At 51.1% G+C, this 23,655-nt stretch carries 21 protein-coding genes and 4 pseudogenes; 14 read left to right on the top strand and 11 right to left on the bottom strand.

The window, feature by feature from the left end; genetic code table 11:
• Positions 1-122: 122 nt before the first annotated feature.
• Positions 123-428, bottom strand: coding sequence for a YdgH/BhsA/McbA family protein (locus J1781_RS19170; RefSeq protein ID WP_129953370.1), 306 nt, complete (start codon positions 426-428; stop codon positions 123-125).
• 294 nt (positions 429-722) lie between these two features.
• Between J1781_RS19170 and J1781_RS19165 the strand changes: the two are divergent.
• From J1781_RS19165 to J1781_RS19145, 5 genes and pseudogenes are all read left to right on the top strand, one after another.
• Positions 723-1,096 (top strand): annotated as a pseudogene (locus tag J1781_RS19165) (LysR substrate-binding domain-containing protein); the annotation flags it as partial.
• A gap of 558 nt (positions 1,097-1,654) precedes the next feature.
• Positions 1,655-2,062: an H-NS family histone-like protein gene (locus J1781_RS19160; protein ID WP_217219549.1), complete on the top strand. Its 408-nt coding sequence runs from the start codon at positions 1,655-1,657 to the stop codon at positions 2,060-2,062.
• A 209-nt stretch (positions 2,063-2,271) separates the two neighbouring features.
• The gene (gene cybB, locus J1781_RS19155) at positions 2,272-2,805 is read left to right on the top strand and encodes a cytochrome b561 (protein WP_129953368.1); all 534 of its coding nucleotides are present in this window, start codon (positions 2,272-2,274) and stop codon (positions 2,803-2,805) included.
• Positions 2,806-2,966: 161 nt separating this feature from the next.
• Positions 2,967-3,427 (top strand): annotated as a pseudogene (locus tag J1781_RS19150) (STM2901 family protein).
• On the top strand, positions 3,412-3,756 hold the full coding sequence (locus J1781_RS19145; RefSeq protein WP_129953367.1) for a DUF1493 family protein: 345 nt from the start codon (positions 3,412-3,414) through the stop codon (positions 3,754-3,756). The pseudogene J1781_RS19150 and the gene J1781_RS19145 overlap by 16 nt, the downstream one beginning before the upstream one ends.
• Before the next feature lie 21 nt (positions 3,757-3,777).
• Here the strand turns inward: J1781_RS19145 and J1781_RS19140 are convergent.
• Both J1781_RS19140 and panE read right to left on the bottom strand, forming a co-directional pair.
• Positions 3,778-3,948, bottom strand: a pseudogene (locus J1781_RS19140) (type VI secretion system tube protein Hcp); the annotation flags it as partial.
• Positions 3,949-4,249: 301 nt separating this feature from the next.
• A complete protein-coding gene (panE, locus tag J1781_RS19135; RefSeq protein ID WP_217138789.1) occupies positions 4,250-5,173 on the bottom strand; it encodes a 2-dehydropantoate 2-reductase in 924 nt (307 codons plus the stop codon).
• A gap of 82 nt (positions 5,174-5,255) precedes the next feature.
• Here panE and J1781_RS19130 point away from each other — a divergent pair.
• A pseudogene (locus J1781_RS19130) lies at positions 5,256-5,363 on the top strand (Fic family protein); the annotation flags it as partial.
• Positions 5,364-5,555: 192 nt separating this feature from the next.
• On the opposite strand, the gene J1781_RS19125 reads toward J1781_RS19130, so the two are convergent.
• From J1781_RS19125 to rhaS (J1781_RS19110), 4 genes are all read right to left on the bottom strand, one after another.
• Positions 5,556-6,518, bottom strand: a complete 963-nt coding sequence (locus J1781_RS19125) for an ABC transporter permease (protein ID WP_217219553.1) — start codon at positions 6,516-6,518, stop codon at positions 5,556-5,558.
• A 56-nt stretch (positions 6,519-6,574) separates the two neighbouring features.
• On the bottom strand, positions 6,575-7,588 hold the full coding sequence (locus J1781_RS19120) for an ABC transporter permease (protein WP_129953365.1): 1,014 nt from the start codon (positions 7,586-7,588) through the stop codon (positions 6,575-6,577).
• Entirely contained in the window at positions 7,585-9,099 is a 1,515-nt protein-coding gene (locus J1781_RS19115) for a sugar ABC transporter ATP-binding protein (protein ID WP_129953364.1), read from the bottom strand. Before J1781_RS19115 ends, J1781_RS19120 begins: the two co-directional genes overlap by 4 nt.
• A 68-nt stretch (positions 9,100-9,167) precedes the next feature.
• The gene (gene rhaS / locus J1781_RS19110; protein ID WP_129953363.1) at positions 9,168-10,160 is read right to left on the bottom strand and encodes a rhamnose ABC transporter substrate-binding protein; all 993 of its coding nucleotides are present in this window, start codon (positions 10,158-10,160) and stop codon (positions 9,168-9,170) included.
• A gap of 391 nt (positions 10,161-10,551) precedes the next feature.
• Here rhaS (J1781_RS19110) and rhaS (J1781_RS19105) point away from each other — a divergent pair, with 391 nt between their 5' ends.
• From rhaS (J1781_RS19105) to J1781_RS19090, 4 genes are all read left to right on the top strand, one after another.
• Positions 10,552-11,370 (top strand): HTH-type transcriptional activator RhaS, encoded by an 819-nt coding sequence (gene rhaS, locus J1781_RS19105; RefSeq protein ID WP_129953362.1) that lies wholly within the window; start codon positions 10,552-10,554, stop codon positions 11,368-11,370.
• Between the two features lie 187 nt (positions 11,371-11,557).
• Positions 11,558-12,997: an aldehyde dehydrogenase gene (gene aldA / locus J1781_RS19100; RefSeq protein WP_217157937.1), complete on the top strand. Its 1,440-nt coding sequence runs from the start codon at positions 11,558-11,560 to the stop codon at positions 12,995-12,997.
• A 72-nt stretch (positions 12,998-13,069) separates the two neighbouring features.
• Positions 13,070-13,651 carry an LUD domain-containing protein gene (locus J1781_RS19095; protein WP_217219548.1) on the top strand — a complete coding sequence of 194 codons (582 nt, stop codon included), beginning with the start codon at positions 13,070-13,072 and terminating at the stop codon, positions 13,649-13,651.
• Positions 13,652-13,791: 140 nt separating this feature from the next.
• On the top strand, positions 13,792-14,868 hold the full coding sequence (locus tag J1781_RS19090) for a hypothetical protein (RefSeq protein WP_217219547.1): 1,077 nt from the start codon (positions 13,792-13,794) through the stop codon (positions 14,866-14,868).
• A 19-nt stretch (positions 14,869-14,887) separates the two neighbouring features.
• Here J1781_RS19090 and J1781_RS19085 read toward each other — a convergent pair whose 3' ends face one another.
• A complete protein-coding gene (locus J1781_RS19085; RefSeq protein ID WP_217219546.1) occupies positions 14,888-15,646 on the bottom strand; it encodes an alpha/beta hydrolase in 759 nt (252 codons plus the stop codon).
• 797 nt (positions 15,647-16,443) lie between these two features.
• Here J1781_RS19085 and pqqU point away from each other — a divergent pair.
• Together pqqU and J1781_RS19075 are read left to right on the top strand one after the other, a co-directional pair.
• Positions 16,444-18,597, top strand: a complete 2,154-nt coding sequence (gene pqqU / locus J1781_RS19080) for a TonB-dependent receptor PqqU (protein ID WP_129991105.1) — start codon at positions 16,444-16,446, stop codon at positions 18,595-18,597.
• A gap of 199 nt (positions 18,598-18,796) precedes the next feature.
• Positions 18,797-21,196, top strand: a complete 2,400-nt coding sequence (locus J1781_RS19075; protein WP_129953356.1) for a glucose/quinate/shikimate family membrane-bound PQQ-dependent dehydrogenase — start codon at positions 18,797-18,799, stop codon at positions 21,194-21,196.
• Positions 21,197-21,275: 79 nt separating this feature from the next.
• On the opposite strand, the gene J1781_RS26365 is transcribed toward J1781_RS19075, so the two are convergent.
• Entirely contained in the window at positions 21,276-21,437 is a 162-nt protein-coding gene (locus J1781_RS26365) for an SH3 domain-containing protein (RefSeq protein WP_240783454.1), read from the bottom strand.
• A gap of 8 nt (positions 21,438-21,445) precedes the next feature.
• Positions 21,446-21,904, bottom strand: coding sequence for an acyltransferase (locus tag J1781_RS19065; RefSeq protein WP_217218908.1), 459 nt, complete (start codon positions 21,902-21,904; stop codon positions 21,446-21,448).
• Positions 21,905-22,118: 214 nt separating this feature from the next.
• Here J1781_RS19065 and J1781_RS19060 point away from each other — a divergent pair, with 214 nt between their 5' ends.
• Entirely contained in the window at positions 22,119-22,481 is a 363-nt protein-coding gene (locus J1781_RS19060) for a DUF596 domain-containing protein (RefSeq protein ID WP_217218907.1), read from the top strand.
• A 6-nt stretch (positions 22,482-22,487) separates the two neighbouring features.
• Here J1781_RS19060 and J1781_RS19055 read toward each other — a convergent pair whose 3' ends face one another.
• Positions 22,488-23,132, bottom strand: a complete 645-nt coding sequence (locus J1781_RS19055; RefSeq protein WP_129953353.1) for a hypothetical protein — start codon at positions 23,130-23,132, stop codon at positions 22,488-22,490.
• Between the two features lie 136 nt (positions 23,133-23,268).
• Between J1781_RS19055 and J1781_RS19050 the strand changes: the two genes are divergently transcribed.
• Positions 23,269-23,649, top strand: a complete 381-nt coding sequence (locus J1781_RS19050) for a nuclear transport factor 2 family protein (protein ID WP_217218863.1) — start codon at positions 23,269-23,271, stop codon at positions 23,647-23,649.
• Positions 23,650-23,655 lie beyond the last annotated feature (6 nt).

Genomic DNA, 23,655 nt, shown 5'->3' with positions numbered 1-23,655 from the left:
ATGTAATTCGGTTTCATGCCAGGAGGTTGCAGAAATCCCCATCCGCCGAAAGGTGGGTGGGGGATTATTAATGTCTAAACGCCGCATGCACACGGCATTTTTATAGCGCCCTTCCATACACATCAGCCATAAGCCACTTTGTGATTGATATGGTAAAAGGTCGCGGTGGCAGCCATGACGTGTTGCTGCTCTTTACCTGGTTTGTGCGATTCCACATGGGTAATGTGGTAGCCGACGGCACCGGCATCCAGCGCTTTTTTAACAAATGCGTTATTGAGTTCTTCCATGGAGGTAGCCCAGGACACCGTGGTCACACCGACGGCCTGCAGCGAGGCAATCTCGCGATGTGATAACCCCGGGCGGACCAAAACAGGCTTAACCGCTTTGGGTGAGAATATAGACAAGACATCATTCACTAAGCCTTTCATGGATTTACTCCTCATCAGGTCATTTTTCTAAATCGGATCTTGAGTTGCACCGTTAATGAATAAAGAGGTTAACGCACCTGAAATATTCAGCGGGCATTGCTAATAAATACCTTTTCATGTAATGACCTTTAGCTTTAATTGCTAATTCTTTGTTAATTAATCTCCTGCCACAATTAACGCGAAAGTAAAAGAGGATATTTTCACCTGGTTACAGGTTAGGTGTTTTTGAAATGAGTACAAAAAGGGGCACATGTCACCCCCCATGTCTGCGGAATGTGCACTTCACTTTTCATCCACGGTTCTGTGACACGCGGTCAGGATGTTAACGGGGAGATTCTCTATGCATTCCGGTCGAACTGCTCTTATCGCCGTCATTTCGAAAGCTGGTTTGCGGATGATGGCGCTGCACCGGGGAAAATTTACGAAATGGAGTCCTATCACGGCATGCTGGCTTGTGTGATAGCCGGAGGCGGTCTGGCGCTGATGCCACGTAGTATGCTGGAAAGTATGCCGGGCAGCAGCACGGTGAGCATCTGGCCGCTGGCCGATAATTATCGTTTTTGACCACATGGCTGATATGGCGACGCGGCGTGTTAACCCGCAATCTGACAGAATTTGCGGCTCTGGCCCGTCAGCTGACGGTTAACCTTCCGCAACCTGCAAAATAATCTGCCAGTCCAGCGCGAGTTTCAGTACCACGCACGCCGCGCAAACAACAAAAATTGTCTTAAACATGGAGTCAATAAAATCCCTATGTGATGTAAATCACATTTTAATGGGCCGCAGCATAAACTTCATTTCATTTTTTGTGCAGAAAATGCTTTTTGGCGGTTTCGGCAGGGAGTTAGGGTTTATGGCAAGGCGTTATTTAGCGCTATGAATAAGCCAGGTACTGAGGGCCGCGCCAAAAGAAAAGAAATGACCCTGTTTGTACATAATAGCACCGCATGTTATTCACGCAGCGATACTATTATAAAGAGGGGAAAATTTAGCTTAACAATTTTTTTCTGCTTATTTTGGGCTGCTCAGGGAGGTTTGTGCGGGGAGATTTATTAATCCATCATCTGTTCTTATAAAATAATGCATTAAAATTCAATAAACCGAAGCGACTCACACAGGAATTGTGTAATAAGGTGTAATATTATCCTGACGCAATTGATATCATTATTTGTTTGTGTAGAATCAGAGTGACTAATTTAATGAAACGCCTCTAAAGTGAGCACATCATGGACAATGCATTAAACGTTTTGAATAATATCCGTACACTTCGGGCTCAGGCTCGCGAAATGCCTTTGAGTACCCTGGAAGAAATCCTTGAAAAACTGACCGCCATTGTGGAAGAAACTCGCGAAAATGCAAAAGCGCGCAGTGCACAGCAACAAGAGCGCGACGAAAAATTACTGAAATATCGCGAAATGCTGGCAAACGACGGCATCGCGATTGATGATCTTCTGGGTCATCAGAGTGCGAAAATCACCACCAAAGCCAAACGCAAGCCACGTCCTGCTCTTTATGAGTACACCGACACTGACGGTTCTAAAAAAACCTGGACTGGTCAGGGCCGTACACCTTCTGCCATCAAAGCAGCACTGGATGCTGGCGCTACACTGGAAAGTTTCCTGATCGCGCGCTAACCGAACGGTTGATGTGCTGAGTTTCTTCTGCCCTGCTTTTTAGCCGGGCAGGAAATGCGGTTCACTGTCAGTTTTTATTTTCTTATTTCCTCTCTTAAACGTTTCACTGTTCTGTTTTTTTCCCCTTTCATTGCTATCCCGCATTGTTCTTAATGTAAGCTTAAGTCTTGGGAAGTAAGGTTAACGTATCTTCGTTTACCGGAACTTCTATGCGTAGCCGATACTCCTCTGTGCAAATTGTGATTCACTGGCTGGTGCTGGTTTTAGTCGTTTTTACTTATACTACGATGGATATCAAGGGGGCGTTCGCCAGGGGCTCTCAGGTACGCGAACTATTAACACTGACGCATTACAGTCTGGGTTTTTGCGTATTATTTCTGATGTGTGTACGGGTGTTTGTGCGTGCAATGTATAGCACGCCGCCTGTTAAACCTGCGCCACCCCGCTGGCAACATAATCTTGCGGTGCTAACGCACACGGTGATTTATCTGATGTTTATCGGATTACCCGTACTGGGTATTTTATCGAAATATTACGCCGGTCATGACTGGACAATGTTTAACATCATGATGCCAAAAAGTGTTTTCCCGGATATGGAATTGCAAAGGCAGCTTAAAACAGTGCATATGTGGCTGGCCAATACGGGTTATTACCTGATTGGTTTACACGCTCTGGCGGCGCTCTGGCATCATTATCGTCTGCGTGACAATACACTGGTGCGGATGCTACCGGGGAGAAAATAGCGCAGGGAATGGCGGACATGAAAAACCGTTACGAGATGTTAAGTCAGACGATGTGATTAAAGTGACACGCCGGGCAGAAAGGGGATTCGGTGTCAGGGAACAATTGTCTGCGTATGAAAGCGGCGGTATTCTAAAACCCCTCTAATCAAAAGGATATTGAAATGGATACGACTGAAGAGCTGAGCGGAACGTACTTTTATCACGGGCATGCCAATCTGAGTAACCAAGAGTTATTTGGTCTAATTTTTATTGAAAGCTTATCAAACCACCTTGGGTTGGATACTACGGCTACAGTTCTCATTATTACAGGGCAGCCTTACATTCCGGTTCCGGGCAAGATGGTAACTGCAATACCGGGAACCAGCGTAGCGTCAAAGCTATCGAGGGCCCTTTTAAAGCAAGCCAAACTGCCCTTTGGCCTTAGAGCGTGGACGCCGGTTGGTAAGTCGTTCAATACCTTGACTATGCGAAAAACCACGAAATGGGCTGCACTGATAGATATGTCCCCTTTGTTGGATATGCAATGGCAGTCATATTAATTCAGCAGGTGGCCGCCGAAACCAGATCAAAATATAATTTAATAGCACGTCCAGAAGATCGTATTGCATGGACGTACTTTTAATGGAAGAAAAAGTCTTATTAATGTTCCGCGAGGAAATACCTGGTTACTACGATTTCGATTTGAAAAGGGAAGTGCCGCTTGAGTTTGATACAGAGCTACAAGATTTTGCTCCGGGTGATGATTTCGTATATGCCCTCGAAGCCTATGAAAAAACCTTTAAAGTGGATCTGTCAGTTGTAAATTGGTCCTTCTACTTTCCTTGGGAAAACCTTCCGTTTTTCACTCGCTGGTTTAAGGTTAAGCGTAAGGACATAGAAAAGACCAGAAAGCCCTTAACGGTAAGAATGTTCGCAGAATCGGCGAAGGCGGGTAAATGGCTTTATGACTAAGGGGCTTTTGCCCCTTTTTAATCATGCAGTTTGGCGATCATTCCACGAGTCAGCAAATATGATGTTCCCATCATTATGCTTCCAGGTAATTTTCTCGTAGCGTAAATCAACGCTCTCAAGATGGCCCGTGCCGGGACAGTTGCGGGTATCGTGCATCATAGGAGAAACGGAAATCACCTTCACCACTTCCAGGTGGTTCCGCTTTTCCCCGTACTGAGATTTGACGTCATACATGATCGGCCCCGCGCCCATTTCCCCGAGCTTTCAAACAGTCCAGAATTGATCACCTCCCCACATGATGGCGGTTTTTTTGTTTTAATGGATGACAGATTGTCTGCGCCATAGATAAGGCAATGTGTGGCAGCTTGAGCATTTCTGCTCTTGGTGCATTTTGGGGGCAATCGTAGGAGTGATGCTGCGCAATAATGGGAAATCACAGATTTTGAATACGCCCGTTCTGCATGTAAAAAATGCGCGAACAGGCGGATGGTAATTAGTTTAATTCTCGGTTTTTCTGATACACACAAAGGTGTGTATACGCCGCCTGTAACAGCGGAATATTTATCCCCACACGCGTCGCGCGCCCGACCAAATCACCAATAATCTGGTCGGCTTCAATCGGATATCCCTGCGTCATATCGCGGTACATGGAAGAGGTTTGTGGCGAGTTTTTATCAGTGACCGCTTCCCTGACTTTTGCCACGGCCGCCGCGCGTTCCGCGTAGCCAAAGGCTTTCATGGTGGTCAGTGCCTCGGTGACAATAGCCTGCGCGAACTCTGTTCCGCCGGGTGCAGAAGCCACCTGGCCGATGTTTCCGCGCATGGTGCAGGTGATCGCGCCAAAGCTCGACAGCAGCAGCCACTTTTCCCACAAATCGCTGATAATGGTTTCAGAAAGCACCGCGTCGATACCCGCACTCTGGAATGCCTGATCGACTTTCAGAATACGTTCGGTTTTTTCGCCGGAGAGTTCGCCATAAATAATCTGGTGCAAAGGCGTCATCTGATGAATATGTCCTTCAGCATCCAGCGTCGCGTTGATCTTGCACAGACCACCGATTAACGCATGTTCACCGAAACGCAGACTCAGTGTCTCCATATGTTTCATCCCGTTAAGTACCGGCATGACCATCGTATTTTCACCCACTACCGGTGCGATATCTTTCATTGCGGCTTCCAGTCCGAAGCTTTTTACTGTCAGCAAAATCAGATCATACGGGCCGGTCAGCTGAGAGGCCTGTATTACATTGGGCTGCACATGGAAATCACCGTGCGGGCTGTGGATCGTGAGCCCGTCCTGTTGTACCGCGTGCGCGCGTTTTTCACGTAAAAGAAATGTCACGTCCTGCCCGGCCTGCGCCAGCCGTGCCCCGAAATATCCGCCGGTCGCACCAGCGCCCACGACTAAAATCCGCATTTTTTTCCCCATCGTTCAAGACATTCAGAAATCAACCAGTGGGTTTTAAACTACGGGAAGAGGGCAACAGGAAGCAAGAGGGGATGATGTATTAAAAGCACACCGGTTGCTGATGGCGGGACTGGTTGATGCACCCGGACAATTGCGCAGCGGCGATGTGGGCGTTTATCGAGATAATCAGCTTATTCATAAAGACGCCTTTATTACCATTCCAATACTGGCTGAAAAAATGATACTCAGTCGCAGATCTATCGAACGTAATAATAAACGACTTCAGGATAGCCATCGGATTGAAAGGGCGGGGCCAACCAAGAAAGAATTCTGGAAAATACTGTGACTCCCCGCCCGCCGCCAGGGAGCCATAACAGAGGATATAACCGGGTTATTTCCCCCGCGCCAGAATCTTGCGGTAAAGCACCGGCAGTGAAATCACCACGATCAACATCGCACCGACAATCACTGACATCACAATCCCCGGCACATTCAGCAGGCTGAGGCCGAATGTCAGCAGTCCCATCAGGAACGCGGCAATAATCACGCCGGTCATGCTGCCGGAACCGCCGAGTACACTGACACCACCGAGTACAGCCATGGTAATCACGCTCAGCTCCCAGCCGAGCGCCAGTGTCGGTCGCGTACTGCCGAGGCGCGATGTCAGCAGAACTGCCGCCAGCCCGGACATCACGCCCACCAGCACGAACAACGTCAGGTTGTGTCGCTTGACGTTGATACCGGAATACCAGGCGGCAACCGGATTATTACCGATTGCATAAGTGCGGCGGCCAAAGTTAGTTTTGTGCAGCAGGAAATAAAATACCGCGCCCAGTACCAGGAACAACGCGAATTCAAACGACAACGGCCCCCAGACATAACCCTGACCAAACCACGCAAAACTGGCGGGATATTTATTCAGCGACTGATCACCCAGCAGTACATAGGTAATACCACGGAACAGACTCATGGTCCCGATGGTAATCACGATAGAAGACAGATTCAGCCGTGTCACCAGCAGTCCGTTGATCAGCCCGCACAATAAACCCACGCTGAGCCCCACACCCACCAGCGCCGGTGTGGGTAAACCAGCCTGAGCGCAGAATCCCATGATGGTGGAACTCAGCGCCATGGTGGAAGCGACCGACAGGTCGATCTCGCGGGCGATAATCAGCATCGCCATGGGGAGCACAATGATGGCTTTTTCGGTGAAGTTAAATGTTGCGTCCGACAGGTTCCATATATTGAGGAAATAGGGTGAGGCGAACGCATTCACCACAAACACCAGCAGCGTCACCAGCAGTAAAAAACCTTCCCAGCACATCAGGCGGCGGAAAAACGGCGTGACGGCCATGGTGGTTTTTTCGCCGGAGGAGGAATGTGGCGTGTTGCGTGACGTTAAGGTTTTGTTCATGAGCTTACCCCGGTTTCAGTTCGCACAGGCCGGACGGCAGGCGAGTGGCGCAGAATCAGCCGTCCTTTACGTTTATTGGCACGTTCATTGAGGATGACGGCAATCACAATCACGCCGCCGGAAATCGCCATCTGCCAGAACGGCGACACTTCAATCACCGGCAGGGCATTGTTGATGACGCCGAGGAATAGTGCGCCCAGCAGGCAACCGATCACCGAACCGATACCCCCCATGGTGCTGATTCCGCCAATAACGCATGCCGCGACAATTTGTAATTCAAAACCGTTGGCGACATCCACGTAAGCCACGGCAAAGCGTGAGATCCACAGATAGCCGCAGAAACCCGCCAGCGCACCGGAGAGACAGAAGCTGACGAATTGCATTTTGCCCGCGTTGATGCCGGTGTAATACGCTGCGGTGGCATTGCCGCCAGCTGTGTATAGCGCACGTCCGGTACGGCTGTAACGCAGAAAATATGCCACCAGAATCAGTGCGGCAATCGCACACCAGCCCAGTAGCGGCAGGCCGATAAAGGTGGTGCGTGGCAGACTGAGAAAGTCAGGGCTCATCTGGTGAGCGTTGATCCAGCCACCGTTGGAGAGCAGAAAGATAATGCCGCGATAAATGCTCATGGTTCCGAGCGTTACCACAATCGGCGGAATACCGACTTTCCACACCAGCAGACCATTAATCGCGCCCATCACCAGTCCCAGAACAGTGGCCAGTAACACCAGTGACCACACCGGGATATCCGGATGGTGGAAGTTAATCAGTGCGACGATCATACCGGTCAGCGCCAGATTGGCGGCCATCGATAAATCGATACCTTTGGTCAGCAACACCATCATCTGCCCGAGCGCGAGGATGATTAAAATCGAGGTGTCGTTAAACATCTCAAGCAGGTTTCCGGCACCGACAAACTCCGGCGAACGCGCGCCGACGCTGAGCACCATCAGCACTATCACCACCGCCAGCAACAGCTCGCGATATTTCAGCAGGTTTCTGATCATGCTGCCTCCTCGCCCGCGCCGCTGGCCGCGCTGACAATCCTTTCTGCGGTGGCTTCGCCGGCATTGAATTCTGCGACCATCAGCCCTTCATGCATGACGATAATGCGATCGGCCATGCCCATGACTTCCGGTAATTCGGAAGACACCATAATTACCGCCAGCCCGCGCCCGACCAGCTCAGACATAAACTGATGTACCGCCGCTTTCGATCCGATATCAATGCCCTTTGTTGGCTCATCGAGAATGATGATATCCGGTTTGGTCGCCAGCCATTTCGCGATGACCACCTTTTGCTGATTACCGCCGGACAGCGTGCCCACGGCCTGTTTCCAGCTGGACGCTTTCACCTGCAACCGTCTGGCGTAATCATCGGCCAGCGCCCACTCTTTTTTATCATTGAGGACGCCGCGCGGATTAAGCTGGCTGAGTTGCGGCAAACTGATATTCTGGCTGATCGGCAAATCAATGATCGCTCCCTGTTTCTGCCTTTCTTCCGGCACGTACACAATCCCGGCGCGGATGGCCTGCGACGGGCGGGAGAAATGCTGTTCTTTGCCGTTGATGAGGATTTTTCCGCCGTTTGGCTGTGTGACACCAAACAGCGCCTGCATCAGCTCGGTACGTCCCGCCCCCACCAGCCCGTAAAAGCCGAGGATTTCGCCTTTGCGCAGCGAGAAATTAATGCCCGCAAATTCGGTCGGATGGCTCAGGTTTTGCACTTCAAGCACGGTTTCCCCAGGCTCGCAGTTCACTTTCGGGTATGCCTGACTGACTTCACGGCCCACCATCATGGTCACCATCTGCTGCTCGCTGATGTCACTGATTTTGCCGGAGCCGACATAGCTGCCATCGCGCAAAACGGTGTAGTAATCGGAGAGGGTGAAAATCTCGTCGAACTTATGTGAGATAAACAAAATAGCTTTACCCTCATGTTTCAGGCGTTCGACAATCTGATAAAACTCAATAATTTCGTGCTGAGAAAGGGCGGCGGTGGGTTCGTCGAGAATCACCACCTGGGCATCAAACGACAGTGCGCGGGCGATCGCCACCATGTGGCGTTGCGCGATACTCAGTTCTTTGAGGATAGCGTGAGGGTCAATATTTACTTCAAGTCGCGTCAGGATATCACGCGCCTGCTGATGCATCGCCTGCCAGTTCAGACGCTTGAAAATGCCGTGATAAAGATAGTGGCCGACAAAGATATTCTCGGTGACAGAAAGTTCGTCAAACAGTACGGTTTCCTGATGGATAGCGGTGATGCCAACTTTGTGGGCGGATTCGGGATTCGGCAGTTTTATCGGAATAGCTTTATAGTGCAACTCCCCTTCCTCCGGCTGATAAATGCCGGTCATGACTTTCACCAGCGTTGATTTTCCCGCGCCGTTTTCGCCAATCAGGGCGGTTACTTTACCCGGATACAAATCCACGTGAACGTTATTTAACGCCCTGACACCCGGAAAGACTTTGCTGATGCCCTGCAATGACAACAGCGGTGTCGCTGAATCACTCATGTTGTTTCCCCAGTCTGACTAAGTACAACAAAACGGCTGACCGGTAATCCGGCCAGCCGCGTTCAGGATCAGAAGATTTTAGAGAATTTATCGATATTACTGGCGTCGTAGACAAAAGGTTCAGCCATTGCACCGCTGCCGTCTGCATCAAGTTTCACTTTACCTAAACGGCCCATGCTGGCTTCCGTCTTAGTGGCGGTGCCTTTCACCAAATCATCAGCCAGATAGGTGGCGGCGTAACCCAGATCTATCGGGTTCCAGATGGCAAAACTTTTCGTTGCACCGGATTTCACTGCGCCTGCCATTTCAGACGGCAGCCCGAGTCCTGTTACGTAAACCTTACCGATTTTGCCCTGATCTTTGACCGCCTGCGCCGCTGCCACGATACCCACGGATGAAGGGGAAATAATCACTTTCAGATCCGGATAGGATTTCAACAGACCAATGGTTTCGCGGTAGCTTTTATCTGACAAATCATCACCATAAGCGACGGTCACCAGATTCACCGAAGGGTATTTCGGCAGCACTTTTTTCATTTCCGCAATCCACAGATTCTGGTTGGTGGAGGTAGGGGTTGCGCTCAGGATCGCGACATCACCTTTCTCCACATTCAGCGCTTTCAGCGCGTCGGCAGCCAGTTTGACGTTGGTTTCGCCAATCAATGCATTGTTGGAGGGATTGAGATGGATTTGGCGGCCATCTTTGGCGACACCGGAATCCCAGGACACCACTTTAATGCCGCGCTGCATGGCTTTTTTCAGCACCGGCACCAGTGCATCGGGGTCATTGGCCGAGACGGCGATGGCGTCGACGCCCTGCGCAATCAGGCCATTTAGCACTTCGATTTGCGCTTCGGCGGTGGTCGTTGTCGGGCCGGTATAGATTACTTTTACATCACCCAGTTCTTTGGCAGCCTGCTGAGCGCCGACGTTTGCTGCTTCAAAAAAACCGTTGCCCAGCGACTTTGCCACCAGTGCAATTTTCACTTCTGCCGATGCCGCGCCTGCCAGCAGAATACTGCCCGCCATCAGGGTGAGGCTCAGTACGTGTTTTAATTTCATTGTTTGTACTCCGCATAAAGTTTAACGACTAAAAAATTGCCGACGCGCCAGGCGCATGATCACGACTCTAGGAGGTTGCTGACAGGCTCACCTTTCCGCGAGTGCCAGTTCAGCGCGAACTATGGCAAAGATGCAAAGGTTTAAGCGAACAACCTCACAATTTGATAACAATCTTGTTTCGGTCATGCCAAACGGTCAGAAAAACACACATTACCGGTCTTAGAAAACCGCACTGAAATTGGGCATAAAGCTACGCAGGGTGCCGGATTGCAAAGGATTTAATAAGGAAGGGAATGTTTTGTTCAAAAGCGGCTGGCGGATCACAGTTTCAACCCGATGGACACTCCGGCGCCGACTAAGATATTACGATAATGTTAATAAGGAGTCGGAAATGACCGTGTTACGCAGTAGTGAGTATTTTCTCTCAGGAGATTTCCCGGTCGCTATTGAACCCCGTTATCCGCAGGAAACCTTTCCTGAACATCATCATCAGGATTTCAATGAAATTGTGCTGGTTGAGCATGGCACCGGCACGCACGTTTTTAATGATCAGCCGCTGATCCTGAGTTCGGGCAGTGTGTGTTTTGTACGCCACTGCGACCATCATCTCTATGAAGATACCGACCACCTGCATCTGACCAACGTGCTGTATCGCAGCCCGAATGCGTTTCGTTTTCTCAACGGCGTCGGTGATTTACTGCCGCAGGAAGTGGACGGGGTCTATCCTGCGCACTGGCGCATCAGTCCGAATCAGATAATCCAGGCTAAAATGCTGATTGATTTGCTGGCGCGATCCCCTGCTATGCAATCTCCGCAATCGCAGGCGCAGCAGGAATTATATTTTATGCAGCTGTTATTGTTACTGCGCAAAGGCAGCCGTGAGGTGGGTTATCGCGGGCAGGGCGGTGATCTGAACAATCTGCTGGACTGGTTGAATGAGCATTACAACGAGGACGTCGACTGGCCTGAACTGGCTGCGCGGTTCTCAATGTCGCTGCGCACCTTGCATCGCCAGATGAAACAGCAAACCGGCTGCACACCGCTCAATTACCTCAACCGCCTGCGTCTGCTCAATGCGCGTAACATGCTGCGTTTCAGCGACAGCCCGATAACCGAGATTGCGCACAATTGCGGTTTCTGTGATAGCAATTATTTCTCCACATTGTTTAAACGCGAATTTGGTTATGCCCCCCGAAGTGTGCGCCAGTAGCCCCGTAATTTGCAAAAATGTTATGTCAGTCAGTCCGACCATGACATTTTTGCCATTTCTTAAAATTAAATGGCAACCACGGAAAGGTAATGACTCCCCGGATAGAACAGGCTGTTAAAACTTCACAAAAAAGAGCTTTTTTATTAACAATTCGTTCATCACCTCTATCCGTATTTGGAGACGCTACATGAGCACAGTTCAGAAACGTATGTACATCAACGGCGAGTTCGTCGAAAACACGGGCGGTAAATGGATTGACGTTGTGAATCCGGCGACAGAACGCGTGATTTCGCAGATCCCCGAAGGGTCGGCTGAAGATGCTAAAAAAGCCATTGATGCGGCCGAAGCGGCGCAACCGGGCTGGGAAGCCTTGCCTGCAGTAGAACGCGGCGTGTGGCTGCATAAAATCGCCGACGGTATCCGTGAGCGCGAAGCCGAACTGACTGAAACCATTATTGCGGAGGGCGGTAAAACCTACGGCCTGGCGCAAACCGAAGTGCTGTTCACCGCCGATTATCTTGACTACATGGCGGAATGGGCCCGTCGCTATGAAGGGGAAATCATTCAGAGCGACCGGCCAAATGAAAACATCTTTGTGTTCCGCAAAGCCATCGGCGTGACCACCGGTATTTTGCCGTGGAACTTCCCGTTCTTCCTGATCGCCCGTAAAGCAGCACCGGCGCTGATCACGGGTAACACCATCGTGATCAAACCGAGTGAAATCACGCCAAACAATGCGGTGATCTTCGCGGAAATTATTCACAAAATTGGTCTGCCAAAAGGTGTGCTGAATATTGTCACCGGCTACGGTCCGACAGTCGGGCAGGAACTGGCGGCGAATCCGAAAGTCGGCATGGTCAGCCTGACCGGCAGCGTAGCAGCAGGCATCGCCACCATGACCGCAGCGGCGCAGAATGTCACCAAAGTCTCGCTGGAACTGGGCGGCAAAGCCCCGGCTATCGTAATGAATGACGCAGACTTGGATCTGGCGGTGAAAGCCATCGTCAGTTCGCGCGTCATCAATACCGGGCAGGTGTGTAACTGCGCGGAACGCGTTTACGTGCAGGAAGGGGTGTATGACGAATTTATTTCCCGCATCAGCGAAGCGATGAAGAAAGTCACATTCGGCAATACCGCTGAGCAAAAAGAGCTGGATATGGGGCCATTGATCAGCGGTGCAGCATTGCAGCGTGTGGAAGAAAAAGTGGCGAAAGCCGTGTCACAGGGCGCAAAAGTATTGCTGGGTGGAAAGCGTCATGGTGATAAAGGTTTCTTCTATCAGCCGACAGTGCTGGTGGATGTAAAGCAGGATATGCCGATTATGCATGAAGAAGTGTTTGGCCCTGTACTGCCGGTTGCCACGTTCAAAACGCTGGATGAGGCGATTGCCATGGCAAACGACAGTGAATACGGGCTGACGTCATCGATTTACACCAGCAACATCAATACGGCGATGAAGGCGCTTAAGCAGCTGAAATTTGGCGAAACGTACATCAACCGCGAAAACTTCGAAGCCATGCAGGGCTTCCACGCGGGCTGGCGTAAGTCGGGTGTCGGTGGCGCCGACGGAAAACACGGTTTGCAGGAATATCTGCAAACACATGTTGCATACCTGCAGTTCCATTAATGAACACACTGTGGCCGGAGCAGGGTAACCTCTCTCTCCGGCTGGCTGACTTTCATCTGACAAGGAAACCCCGTGAGCCGCAATGATTTCCTGACCGGCATTCGTCAGCATAAATTTATGCAAATGCTGTTCCCGTCGCCCGCTGAAAAATCTACTCCGTCAGAAGAATTTGGCCGTGCGCTGACCCTGATGGGGGGGATTTGGGATGACACTTTCCTGCGGACGTCGCCACACGGTTATATGACCCTCAACGCCTATCTGCGCGGGTTATATCCGGCAGATTCTCTGTTTTGTTCCGCTACGCCGGAGATTATCGCAGAGAGGAATCTTGACGCCCGGATGCAGGCCGCATCGCTGAAAGATGTCGATGTCGGCGTGGTCCGTGCCTGTTTTGGTGTCGCAGAAACCGGCGCTGTATTTCTCAGTGATCCGCAACTTTGTGTGAATTCCCTCAGTGCGATGGCTAAAAATCTGGTGGTGCTGCTCGACATTAATCACATCATCGAACACCTGCACCTTGCCCACCGCCAGCCGCAGCCATTCAACGCCCGCTACGCGATCCTGGTCACCGGCCCGGCGGCGATGGCCGACAGCGAAAGTGCGCTGATGCTCGGCGCGAAAGGTGTCAAAAGCCTGCGGGTGATCGCGATTTAAGTCAGAAAATCCACGGATCCTGCTGTACTCACCTCGCGTAAAATAACTCCTGTAAATAAAATAAATCCTATCTGATACAATGAGTAAACAGGTGCACAACGGGCGTGTCCTGACTTTTACGGCAAGTGAGTGCGTTAACCATGAGCGTGATACAGAGCCTTATCAAACAAGCATTTGGAACCGGTAACGGCAACGAAGCGGCCACTTTCCTGGCCAGCGCGTGCAACCGGATGAAGGCCATGGATAAAATGACCATTGCCCGTGAAGTAGAGAGCGCACTCAGAGGCGTCAGTTTCAGCCGCGCCGAGTCAGAGAAAACAAAAGTAAAAACTGTTTACAAAGACACCGCCGTCACGCTCGAAAAACTCCTTTCACTGGAAAAACAGGTCCGCAGCCTGACACATGAACTGGCCGTTGCACGCAACCAAACACATGGCGGCAATACAGAAGACGTTGAGCGGATGAAAGGGGAATTATCACGTCTTAATACGCGAATCAGCGAACTGCTGCGCCAGGCCGATATACAGAAAAAGCAGCACGCCGATGAACTGACCTTGTTGCGCTCACGCCAGCGGGCGACTGGCAATTCAAACTCCGCAGAACTGGATGCCGCAAACCGGCTGATTGCTTATACCGGCAGTCAGATGGCTGCGATGGCGGCAGCGCGCGATACGCTGCAACAGCGTTTAAGCCGGCTGGAAACCGAGTCGGAACGCCAGATGCGTGAGGAAGAGGATAAACGCCACGCTGCTAACCGTCGTGCCGACGGGAATTACGCCCTGCTCGGGCAACAGAAAGAACTGACGGCTGAGGCGAACCGTAAAATCACACAGCTTCGTGCCAGTCTGAAACTCGAAGAGTATGAAGGGCAGAGTGCGAAAAACGAAAAGGCAAAACTGAAGAAGCAAATCGCGGATCTGGAAGAGGAAAACAGCTGTCTGGCCGAGCGTTTGCGTGATAACGAAGAAGACTGTGAGCGTCTCAGCGACGCGCTTGACCGGACAAATCAGGAATTTGCCGCCTACAAGGCGCAAAAGGAACGCCTGAACCGCTGGATCCACGTACCGGGTGCCATGATGGGGATTTCCGTCGTGGCACTGGTATTGTATTCAGATGCCCAACCCGGACATCTGTTTGACAGCCTCGCCCCCGCTGCATTTCTGGGCTGTGTGGTCTATGCCCTATCCCTGATGATCGCGTTTACCCGCAGGGCGTAGAGGAGCGAGTTTCCTGCCTTTACTTCACCGCCCCTGTTGCCGCCTGCTCAATCAGTGCGGCCACTTCTTTTGGATGTGATTCATAAACCGAATGGCTGGCACCGGCGATTTCGACGGTGTGGCTGTGCGCGCGTTTGGCGTACATACGTTCTAAATCAGGATTAATGATCTTGTCGGACTTCGCCACCATGTACCAGCTTGGTTTCACTTTCCATGCCGGATCAGGAATGTTTGCCGTGAATACGCTGGCGGACGTCAGCATCTGTGCCTGCGCTTCAAATTCAGCCTGTTTGCGCGGCAGGTCTGCGGCGAAATCAGACGGGAAATTGGCCGGATTGATGTACAGGAAACCGTCCGGCGTTTTCACAAACGGATGCGCAGAGTTCGGGTATTTCTTGCCGTTAATCGCTTCCGTTTCACCGTTATCCAGCGCATGTGCTGCGATGTAAACCAGCCCCGCGACGTGCGTATCATTCCCTGCTTCCGTAATGATAGCGCCGCCGTAGCTGTGACCGACCAGGATCGCCGGACCGTTTTGCCTGTCCAGAATACGTTTGGTGGCGGCGACGTCATCCGGGAAAGACGTCAGTGGCTCCTGCACCAGTGTCACTTTATAGCCGTCATGCGTCAGGATGTCGTACACCGGACGCCAGCCTGAACCGCCGACAAACGCGCCGTGAACCAGCACAATATTTTTCACCGGCGCAGCGTTGGCTGCCTGAGAACCGAACGCCGCTGTGGCGGCAAACAACAATGTTGAAACTAAACGTAAACGCATGGCATGACCTCTTTTACTGTGATCAGAAATGAAACTCAGTGTGTGAGGCCACTTTGAGCGCGGTGCTCTGACAGAGGAATGACGTGCGGATGACAAAAACGTCATAAAGCCGCAGAAGCCGCAGGCCCCGAAAGGCGCTGTGAAAACGTTTCCCCGGCATTATTTGCGGGTATTTTAGGCGTGGCGGGAATTTTCCATTTTATATGTTTTGTAAAGAGGTCGGGTTTCATTATGCGAAACGGATCGTCTGAAAAAACGGCGATCAATATGTCGCCGTCTTAAAAGAATGGTCTATATTTATTCTGTAGCCTGCATTTTCGCGTGGGTTTCGAAAGACGAAGCGGAATTAGCCCACTGAAAGTCTTCTCTGATAAATACGTGTCTGGTGTCTTTTTCGTTTTTCAGAGATATGATAATAATCAAGTGGTTATATATTATGTAATCGTTACCACCGGGGCGCGGATAAATAACAGGCGAGGGTAGGGCGATTTTTCGAATGAAAGCAGATTCTTATTTTTTGTGGTAATAAAAACGGGTACAGGCGAATAAAACCCCGTATTTTGCGCGGAGATGGAATGTGAAATCGGGCCCAGATGTACACTGCGTGCGGTATTTTGTTAAAAAGTTATATTTGTAAAGTTGCGTATGTACTAACAGGAAGAAAAAATCTATAGTGAGCCCCTTCACGGCTCTCAATCAGATTGGTCGATTTATGTCTACTTCTTATGTCCAAAATTGAGAGATGCGTCGTATTTTTTTGACTCAACCTTTTAACGTAAAACAAAAGAAATCATAAAGTGAACGCCAAAACCTCTGCTTTTATCATCACGTTTCTGTCATTTTTTAACCCGGTATCTGTCAGTTATGCCCAGTCTTCGACGGCGTTACCGAAAGAGGATGCCGGTGACAGTTCCGGTTCATCAACACTGATGGTCATCAAGCGTGAAAGTACCGGGAAACTCTCCGAACTCGATACGCCGGCTGCGGTCAGCGTCATTGATGGCGACGATTTCAGAAACAGCAAAGCCCAGGTCAATCTTTCTGAAAGTCTCGGCAGCGTCCCCGGTTTACAGGTTCAAAACCGCCAGAACTATGCACAGGATTTGCAACTTTCTGTTCGCGGATTCGGTAGCCGTTCCATGTATGGCGTGCGCGGCGTGCGTATTTACGTTGATGGTATTCCGGCCACCATGCCGGACGGACAGGGGCAAACGTCTAATATTGATCTCAATTCCGTAGACCGCGTTGAAGTGTTGCGCGGGCCGTTTTCGGCACTGTATGGCAATTCTTCAGGCGGCGTGGTGAATGTCGATACCCAAACGGGTTCACAGCCTGCCAAACTGGAAGCGGGTACGTATTTCGGCAGCTATGGATCGTTTCGTAACAGCATTAAAGCCAGCGGCGCAACCGGAGACGGCACGCATGCCGGTGATGTGAATTATCTGATTTCCGGTTCCCGTTTCACCACTGACGGTTACCGCGACCACAGTGGTACGCAGAAAAATCTCGGCAATGGCAAACTGGGCGTGCGTATTGATGATGCCAGTACCCTGACGCTGATGTTTAACAGCGTGTCCGTAGATGCCAATGATCCGGGCGGCCTGACAGAATCTGAATGGCACGATGACCCGAAGCAGGCTAAACGTGCCGATCAGTACAATGCCCGTAAGAGTCTGGATCAGACCCAGGTCGGATTACGCTATCAGCGACAGATGAGCGAAAACGACGAGTTCAGCCTGATGACCTATCACGGCGAGCGTCACACAACGCAATACCAGACGATTCCTGCGGCATCGCAGAAAAATCCGCTGAACGCGGGCGGGGTGATTGTTCTTGAACGTAAATATTCGGGTGTGGATACCCGCTGGAAACATGACGATCAACTAGGTTCTGTGCCGTTCTCGGTCACCGGCGGTCTGGATTATGAAACCATGACTGAACGTCGTTTCGGTTATGAAAATTTCAACAGCGAAGGCGATCTGGGCGTCAAAGGTGACGAGCGTCGTAACGAAAAGAACGTCATGTGGAACCTCGATCCTTATCTGCAAACCACGTGGAACCTGACATCGCGCTGGACGCTGGATGCCGGTGCGCGTTACAGCACGGTCAGTTTCGACTCGCAGGATTATTACATTACCGGCCGCAATCCTGATGACAGCGGTTCGCGCCGTTATCATAAACTGCTGCCGATGGCGTCCCTGAACTATGCCGTAACGCCGGCACTGAACACCTATATTTCTGCCGGTCGTGGTTTCGAAACGCCGACCATTAATGAACTGTCTTACCGTAGTGACGGCCAGTCTGGCCTGAATCTGGGGCTGGAGCCTTCCACCAGTAACACCGTGGAGCTGGGCAGCAAATGGCGCGTGGGTAACGGTTTAGTGACCGCAGCCGTATTTCAGACTGATACCGATGATGAGCTGATTGTGGCAAAAAGTGTCGGTGGACGTTCGAGCTACACCAACGCGGGTAAGACCCGTCGCCGTGGTCTGGAATTGTCGTTAGATCAGCAAATTGAAGAGAACTGGCGCGTGAAAATGGCCTGGACGCTACTCGATGCGACCTTCCGCAACGAGACCTGTGGTGCGGGCGATTGCACACCCGCAGGCAACCGTCTGCCTGGAATTGCGCGCAACATGGGCTACGCTTCCCTTGAGTGGGCGCCGCCGGAAGGTTGGCATGCGGGTGCCGATGTGCGCTACATGAGCGACATCGAAGTGAACGACGAAAACAGTGAACAGGCACCGGCTTATACCGTCGCCAGCGTGAATGCGGGGTACCGCTTCAACTGGAGTAACGTGACGCTTGATCTGTTTACCCGCGTCGACAATCTGTTTGACAGAAATTATGTCGGTTCTGTGATCGTCAATGAAGGCAATGGGCGTTATTACGAACCTGCGCCTGGCAGGAATTACGGTGGCGGCGCTACGCTTTCTTATAGTTTCGAATAATTTACAGTCCGCAAGCATTTTACGAACAGTAAGAACGTTCAGTCAGTAACAACACGAACCACGCAGTGTTGCCTGTTACCTGCAATTCCTGACGCAGGCAGCACCTGCAAGGAATGACACCCGGTGAGAACCGGATGTTCTTGAAGATTCAGGTCGTCCCTGAATCGACGATTATAAAAAATCAGTAAGGTCATCAACTATGGAAACGAAAGCCTCGTTATCACGCATCGTCGTCATAATTACCGCTTTGTTCGCCGCGTTAAGCGGGATTTATCTTCTTGTCGGCGGTATCTGGCTGGCAAAATTAGGGGGTTCTCTTTATTACATTATCGCCGGTGTTATTTCGCTGGTGACTGCGTGGCTGCTCTACCGCCGCCGCTCGTCTGCATTATTGCTCTATGCAATCTTCCTGTTCGGCACCACTGTCTGGGCTGTATGGGAAGTGGGCACCGATTTCTGGGCACTGACGCCGCGTCTGGACGTCACCTTCTTCCTGGGGCTGTGGATCCTGCTGCCTGTCGTATATAACCAGATGCTGGCGAAGAATGGCTTCGCCCGTGGCGCGCTGGCCGTTTCTCTGCTGTTCACGGTTATTGTGCTGGGTTACTCCATCTTCAACGACCCGCAGGTTATTAACGGCACCCTCAAAGCGGCGGATTCTGCTCCGGCAAAATCTGATTCCGGCATTCCGGATGGCGACTGGCCGGCGTATGGTCGTACTCAGGGCGGTACCCGTTACTCGCCACTGAGCCAGATCAATGATAAAAACGTCAGCAAGCTTGATGTAGCCTGGACTTTCCGTACCGGTGATCTGAAGACCCCGAACGATCCGGGCGAAATCACTGACGAAGTGACGCCAATCAAAATCGGCGACATGCTTTACCTGTGTACACCGCACCAGAAGCTGTTTGCTCTGGATGCCGCGACGGGTAAAGAGAAGTGGAAGTTCGATCCTGAGCTGAAACCAAACCCAACCTTCCAGCACGTCACCTGTCGCGGTGTGTCTTACCATGAGACCACGCCAGCAGCAGAAGGTAACGCGACTAACGGCGCCGCGCCTGCTGTCTGTTCCCGTCGTATCATTCTGCCTGTCAACGATGGTCGTCTGTTTGCGCTGGATGCCGAAACCGGTGCACGTTGCCCGGCATTTGGTAACAATGGTGAACTGAACCTGCAAGGCAACATGCCTTATGCGACACCAGGCCACTATGAGCCAACTTCACCGCCAATCATCACCAAATCAGTGATTATCGTGGCCGGTGCGGTGACCGATAACTACTCAAACCGCGAGCCTTCCGGCGTGATCCGTGGCTTTGATGTTGAAACCGGTAAACTGCTGTGGGCTTTCGATCCGGGTGCTGCTGAACCGAATAAATTGCCGGCTGATGGCCAGCATTTCACACCAAACTCCCCGAACTCATGGGCACCTGCGGCTTATGATGACAAACTGGATCTGGTTTACCTGCCAATTGGCGTGGCAACGCCGGATATCTGGGGCGGTAACCGCACACCGGAGATGGAACGTTATGCGAGCGGCCTGCTGGCGCTGAATGCGACCACCGGTAAACTGGCCTGGTTCTATCAGACTGTTCACCACGACTTGTGGGATATGGATGTTCCGGCGCAGCCAACTCTGGCTGATATTACTGACAAGAACGGCAACAAAGTTCCTGCGATTTATGTCCCGACCAAAACCGGTAACATCTTCGTGCTGGACCGCCGTGACGGTAAACTGATTGTCGATGCCCCTGAGAAACCTGTTCCGCAAGGTGCAGCGAAAGGTGACCATGTGTCTCCGACTCAGCCATTCTCGAAACTGACCTTCCGTCCTGAAGCTAAGCTGACTGGCAAAGACATGTGGGGTGCGACGATCTACGACCAGCTGATGTGTCGTGTGATCTTCCACAAACTGCGTTATGAAGGCACCTTCACACCGCCATCCGAGCAGGGCACCCTGGTATTCCCGGGTAACCTCGGTATGTTCGAGTGGGGCGGTATTTCTGTGGATACAGACCGTCAGGTGGCTATTGCTAACCCGATCGCCCTGCCATTTGTGTCTAAACTGATCCCGCGCGGTCCGGGCAATCCGATCGAGCCAGATGCGAACGATAAAGGCGGTTCCGGTACCGAGACGGGTATTCAGCCGCAGTACGGCGTGCCATTTGGCGTGACGCTGAATCCGTTCCTGTCTCCGCTGGGCTTCCCATGTAAACAGCCTGCATGGGGTTACATTTCCGGTGTTGACCTGAAAACCAACGATATCGTGTGGAAAAAACGTATCGGTACCGTGCGCGACAGCTCACCATTACCGCTGCCGTTCAAAATGGGTATGCCAATGCTGGGCGCACCGGTTTCTACCGCCGGTAACGTGTTCTTCATCGCGGCAACCGCAGATAACTACCTGCGCGCGTTCAACATGAGCAACGGTGATAAACTGTGGGAAGCACGTCTGCCAGCAGGCGGCCAGGCGACCCCGATGACTTACTCTGTGAATGGCAAACAGTACGTTGTTATCGCAGCAGGCGGTCACGGTTCGTTCGGCACCAAACTGGGCGATTACATCATCGCTTACGCACTGCCAGATGCTGACGCTAAGTAATCAGGTGTCATAAGATCTGAAATTTGAAAGGCCGCGAAAGCGGCCTTTTTTGTCACGACCGCGCGGGTAACTTTAGCCTTCACGCGATGATGTTCCTTACGTTTTCTTCAGGCACCCAGCCTGATTCCCCGGATTTTTTACATGCCCAGAACCAGCCATTGAGCTTTTTCTCCAGTGTGAGGATTTCCCCCGGAACAACCGATAATTCATATGCCGTATATTTTTCAGTGCAAATTCCCACCAGACGAGCTACAACGCCCGCAACCACCGTGCCGGATTTCCCGCGTAAACGCCTTTCACCGTGATGTCTTTCGTCACTACGCTTCCTGCACCAATCACTGTACCATCGCAGATTGTGACGCCCAGAATGGTCGCACCGCTGCCAATGGAAACATCGTTACCCACGTGAATTCTGGCCCATGAGTTTCGTTCCGCATCAGGCCTGCCGGTTTTAAACATATCATTAGCAAACATCACACCGTGGCCGATAAAGCAGTTTTCCCCGACAGTGACATATTCACAAATAAAGGTATGCGACTGGATTTTTGTCCCCCGTCCGATGCTGGTGTTGGCCTGAATTTCCACAAAGGGTCCGACAAAAACGTCGTCATGCAAAGTGCAGTCATACACATTAGCGGGTTCGTAAATCACCACATTCTGGCCTGCTTTTATATTACGGATTTGCACGTTGCGTGAGGCGTAATACATTTTATTTCTCCTGTCTGAAGTTACCCGAACAATTTCGATGAATATTGCGGGTGATAGACCGATGAGTCTTTAGTTTTTAGATATTGGGAAGTATCGTTCATCATAAAATAGCAAGGAAAACGCGTTATGACAGATATGGACACTGGCCGCAGGATGAATAGCGGAGTGTTTTGCTGTTAATATCCAAATTATTTGAATAATAAAGGCTCTGGTAATGGAAATTAAAACAGTCTGTGATGCTGTTTCAGAAAGTGCCTGCGGGCTTTCAATGGGGGCCGTTTGGCAACATATCAGTGTCGAATGCGCGCACATTCCTGACAACGATGCCTTTCGGGTTGAGGTGTTTTTTACCTTGCTGGAAAGATTGATGAGTGAAGGGGAAATCAGACTGGCTTGTAACGGTGAATTTCTTAGCGGAACCCATGCCCGGCAATTACAGCAGTTAAAAGACGCGTGGCCCCGGGGGAATTCAGAGGATGAATTTGACGACCTCGATGATACCGGTTACTGGTTTTTAGCCCGATCACCGGCAGGAATTGTCTGGATCATGCCCGATGGCAGGGAAATCTGGACATAGGTTTCGCTATTTCCGGCAGCTTGTCACTTGCGGATAATTGCGGCAAACCAGCATGAGTTTATCTTTCGGCTCGAAATCTCTGTCTAACATGCATTGCTGGATTTTTGCAGCCTGCATTAGCGTCGGCTCGAAAGGGCGGGAGCCCAGAGGTTCCGGGTAACCACATTCGTACATGACGCTGATGGCGAGGCGATCATTTTCAAGTTCATGTGAAAAATGTAACGAAGCGCCCGCTTTACGCCAGCTGATTCGCTGGGATTCTACGACGCCTGAACCCGGTTTAATCGGATAAAATCCTTTATCAGCAAGAAAAGGTAAAGCATCAAGTTGTTTCTGGCTGAGCGGATGTCCCTGTTGTTTTTCAATGCACGCCGGTGTGCTTTTGTGGACATCACAGATATGAAAATCATGCTTATAGGTAAAGCCTTTCCCCTCCATGCACTGGTAATACAGCACCGTTTCATTAGCGGTAAAATCAGGTTCCGGTCCCGGCAGCGGAACGCCACATTGTCCCATTGCAACACGCGCGTCATCTATGGTGCTGCCAGGGCGCTGCCACTGGGTTAAATCAGGTGGGGGCGGACAGCCGGTGAGCAGAAAAACCGAGGCGATCAGTGCAGATAACGAAACCAGAGAAGTGGTGCGGGGCATAAAAATCCTTTTTAATAATAGTGTTATGGAATTCTTTAACTCCCTTATGCAGCGGGAGTAGCAGGAGAAGGATAACTTTAGTTCAGTTTCAGGAAACAGACGCGTTTATATATATCCTGAAGTAAGGAGAAGACCGATGACTGTTGTTTTGGATGAAATTAAGGCACTGGAATGCAGTCTCCATGGTGTCCGGCGGAAAGACAAATTATGGCTGGAAAAGGTTTTGCATCCGGATTTCAGGGAAATCACGCGTTCGGGGGTGATGGTTGACCGGCAACAAACAGTGGCGGCGCTGACTGCTGAAACGCAGGATTTAAGGCTTGAAGCAGAGGGTTTTCAGCTACAGACGCTTAATGAAAGTTGTGTGATCCTGACGTATAAAACCTTTCTGAACAGAGGCAACGAAAACCGCCGTTACACGTTACGCGCATCTTGCTGGACGAATGCCCGAGGAACTGGCTGGCAGATTATTTTTCATCAGGGCACGCCAGCGGCTGAAACGCTGACGTGCGGATAACGTTCA

It is taken from the genome of Rahnella perminowiae (assembly GCF_019049695.1).
Taxonomy (GTDB): domain Bacteria; phylum Pseudomonadota; class Gammaproteobacteria; order Enterobacterales; family Enterobacteriaceae; genus Rahnella; species Rahnella perminowiae.
This window is presented reverse-complemented; position numbering and strand designations above follow the sequence as displayed.

Bases quoted from the DNA above. Each gene is read 5' to 3' on its own strand.
- J1781_RS19160 (WP_217219549.1), top strand. From the start codon at position 1,655: ATGGACAATGCATTAAACGTTTTGAATAATATCCGTACACTTCGGGCT.
- J1781_RS19075 (WP_129953356.1), top strand. From the start codon at position 18,797: ATGGAAACGAAAGCCTCGTTATCACGCATCGTCGTCATAATTACCGCT.
- J1781_RS19085 (WP_217219546.1), bottom strand. From the start codon at position 15,646: ATGCGTTTACGTTTAGTTTCAACATTGTTGTTTGCCGCCACAGCGGCG.
- cybB (WP_129953368.1), top strand. From the start codon at position 2,272: ATGCGTAGCCGATACTCCTCTGTGCAAATTGTGATTCACTGGCTGGTG.
- J1781_RS19065 (WP_217218908.1), bottom strand. From the start codon at position 21,904: ATGTATTACGCCTCACGCAACGTGCAAATCCGTAATATAAAAGCAGGC.
- aldA (WP_217157937.1), top strand. From the start codon at position 11,558: ATGAGCACAGTTCAGAAACGTATGTACATCAACGGCGAGTTCGTCGAA.
- J1781_RS19050 (WP_217218863.1), top strand. From the start codon at position 23,269: ATGACTGTTGTTTTGGATGAAATTAAGGCACTGGAATGCAGTCTCCAT.
- J1781_RS19125 (WP_217219553.1), bottom strand. From the start codon at position 6,518: ATGGCCGTCACGCCGTTTTTCCGCCGCCTGATGTGCTGGGAAGGTTTT.
- panE (WP_217138789.1), bottom strand. From the start codon at position 5,173: ATGCGGATTTTAGTCGTGGGCGCTGGTGCGACCGGCGGATATTTCGGG.
- J1781_RS19060 (WP_217218907.1), top strand. From the start codon at position 22,119: ATGGAAATTAAAACAGTCTGTGATGCTGTTTCAGAAAGTGCCTGCGGG.
- J1781_RS19090 (WP_217219547.1), top strand. From the start codon at position 13,792: ATGAGCGTGATACAGAGCCTTATCAAACAAGCATTTGGAACCGGTAAC.
- J1781_RS19170 (WP_129953370.1), bottom strand. From the start codon at position 428: ATGAAAGGCTTAGTGAATGATGTCTTGTCTATATTCTCACCCAAAGCG.
- J1781_RS19145 (WP_129953367.1), top strand. From the start codon at position 3,412: ATGGACGTACTTTTAATGGAAGAAAAAGTCTTATTAATGTTCCGCGAG.
- rhaS (WP_129953363.1), bottom strand. From the start codon at position 10,160: ATGAAATTAAAACACGTACTGAGCCTCACCCTGATGGCGGGCAGTATT.
- rhaS (WP_129953362.1), top strand. From the start codon at position 10,552: ATGACCGTGTTACGCAGTAGTGAGTATTTTCTCTCAGGAGATTTCCCG.
- J1781_RS19055 (WP_129953353.1), bottom strand. From the start codon at position 23,132: ATGCCCCGCACCACTTCTCTGGTTTCGTTATCTGCACTGATCGCCTCG.
- J1781_RS19115 (WP_129953364.1), bottom strand. From the start codon at position 9,099: ATGAGTGATTCAGCGACACCGCTGTTGTCATTGCAGGGCATCAGCAAA.
- J1781_RS19120 (WP_129953365.1), bottom strand. From the start codon at position 7,588: ATGATCAGAAACCTGCTGAAATATCGCGAGCTGTTGCTGGCGGTGGTG.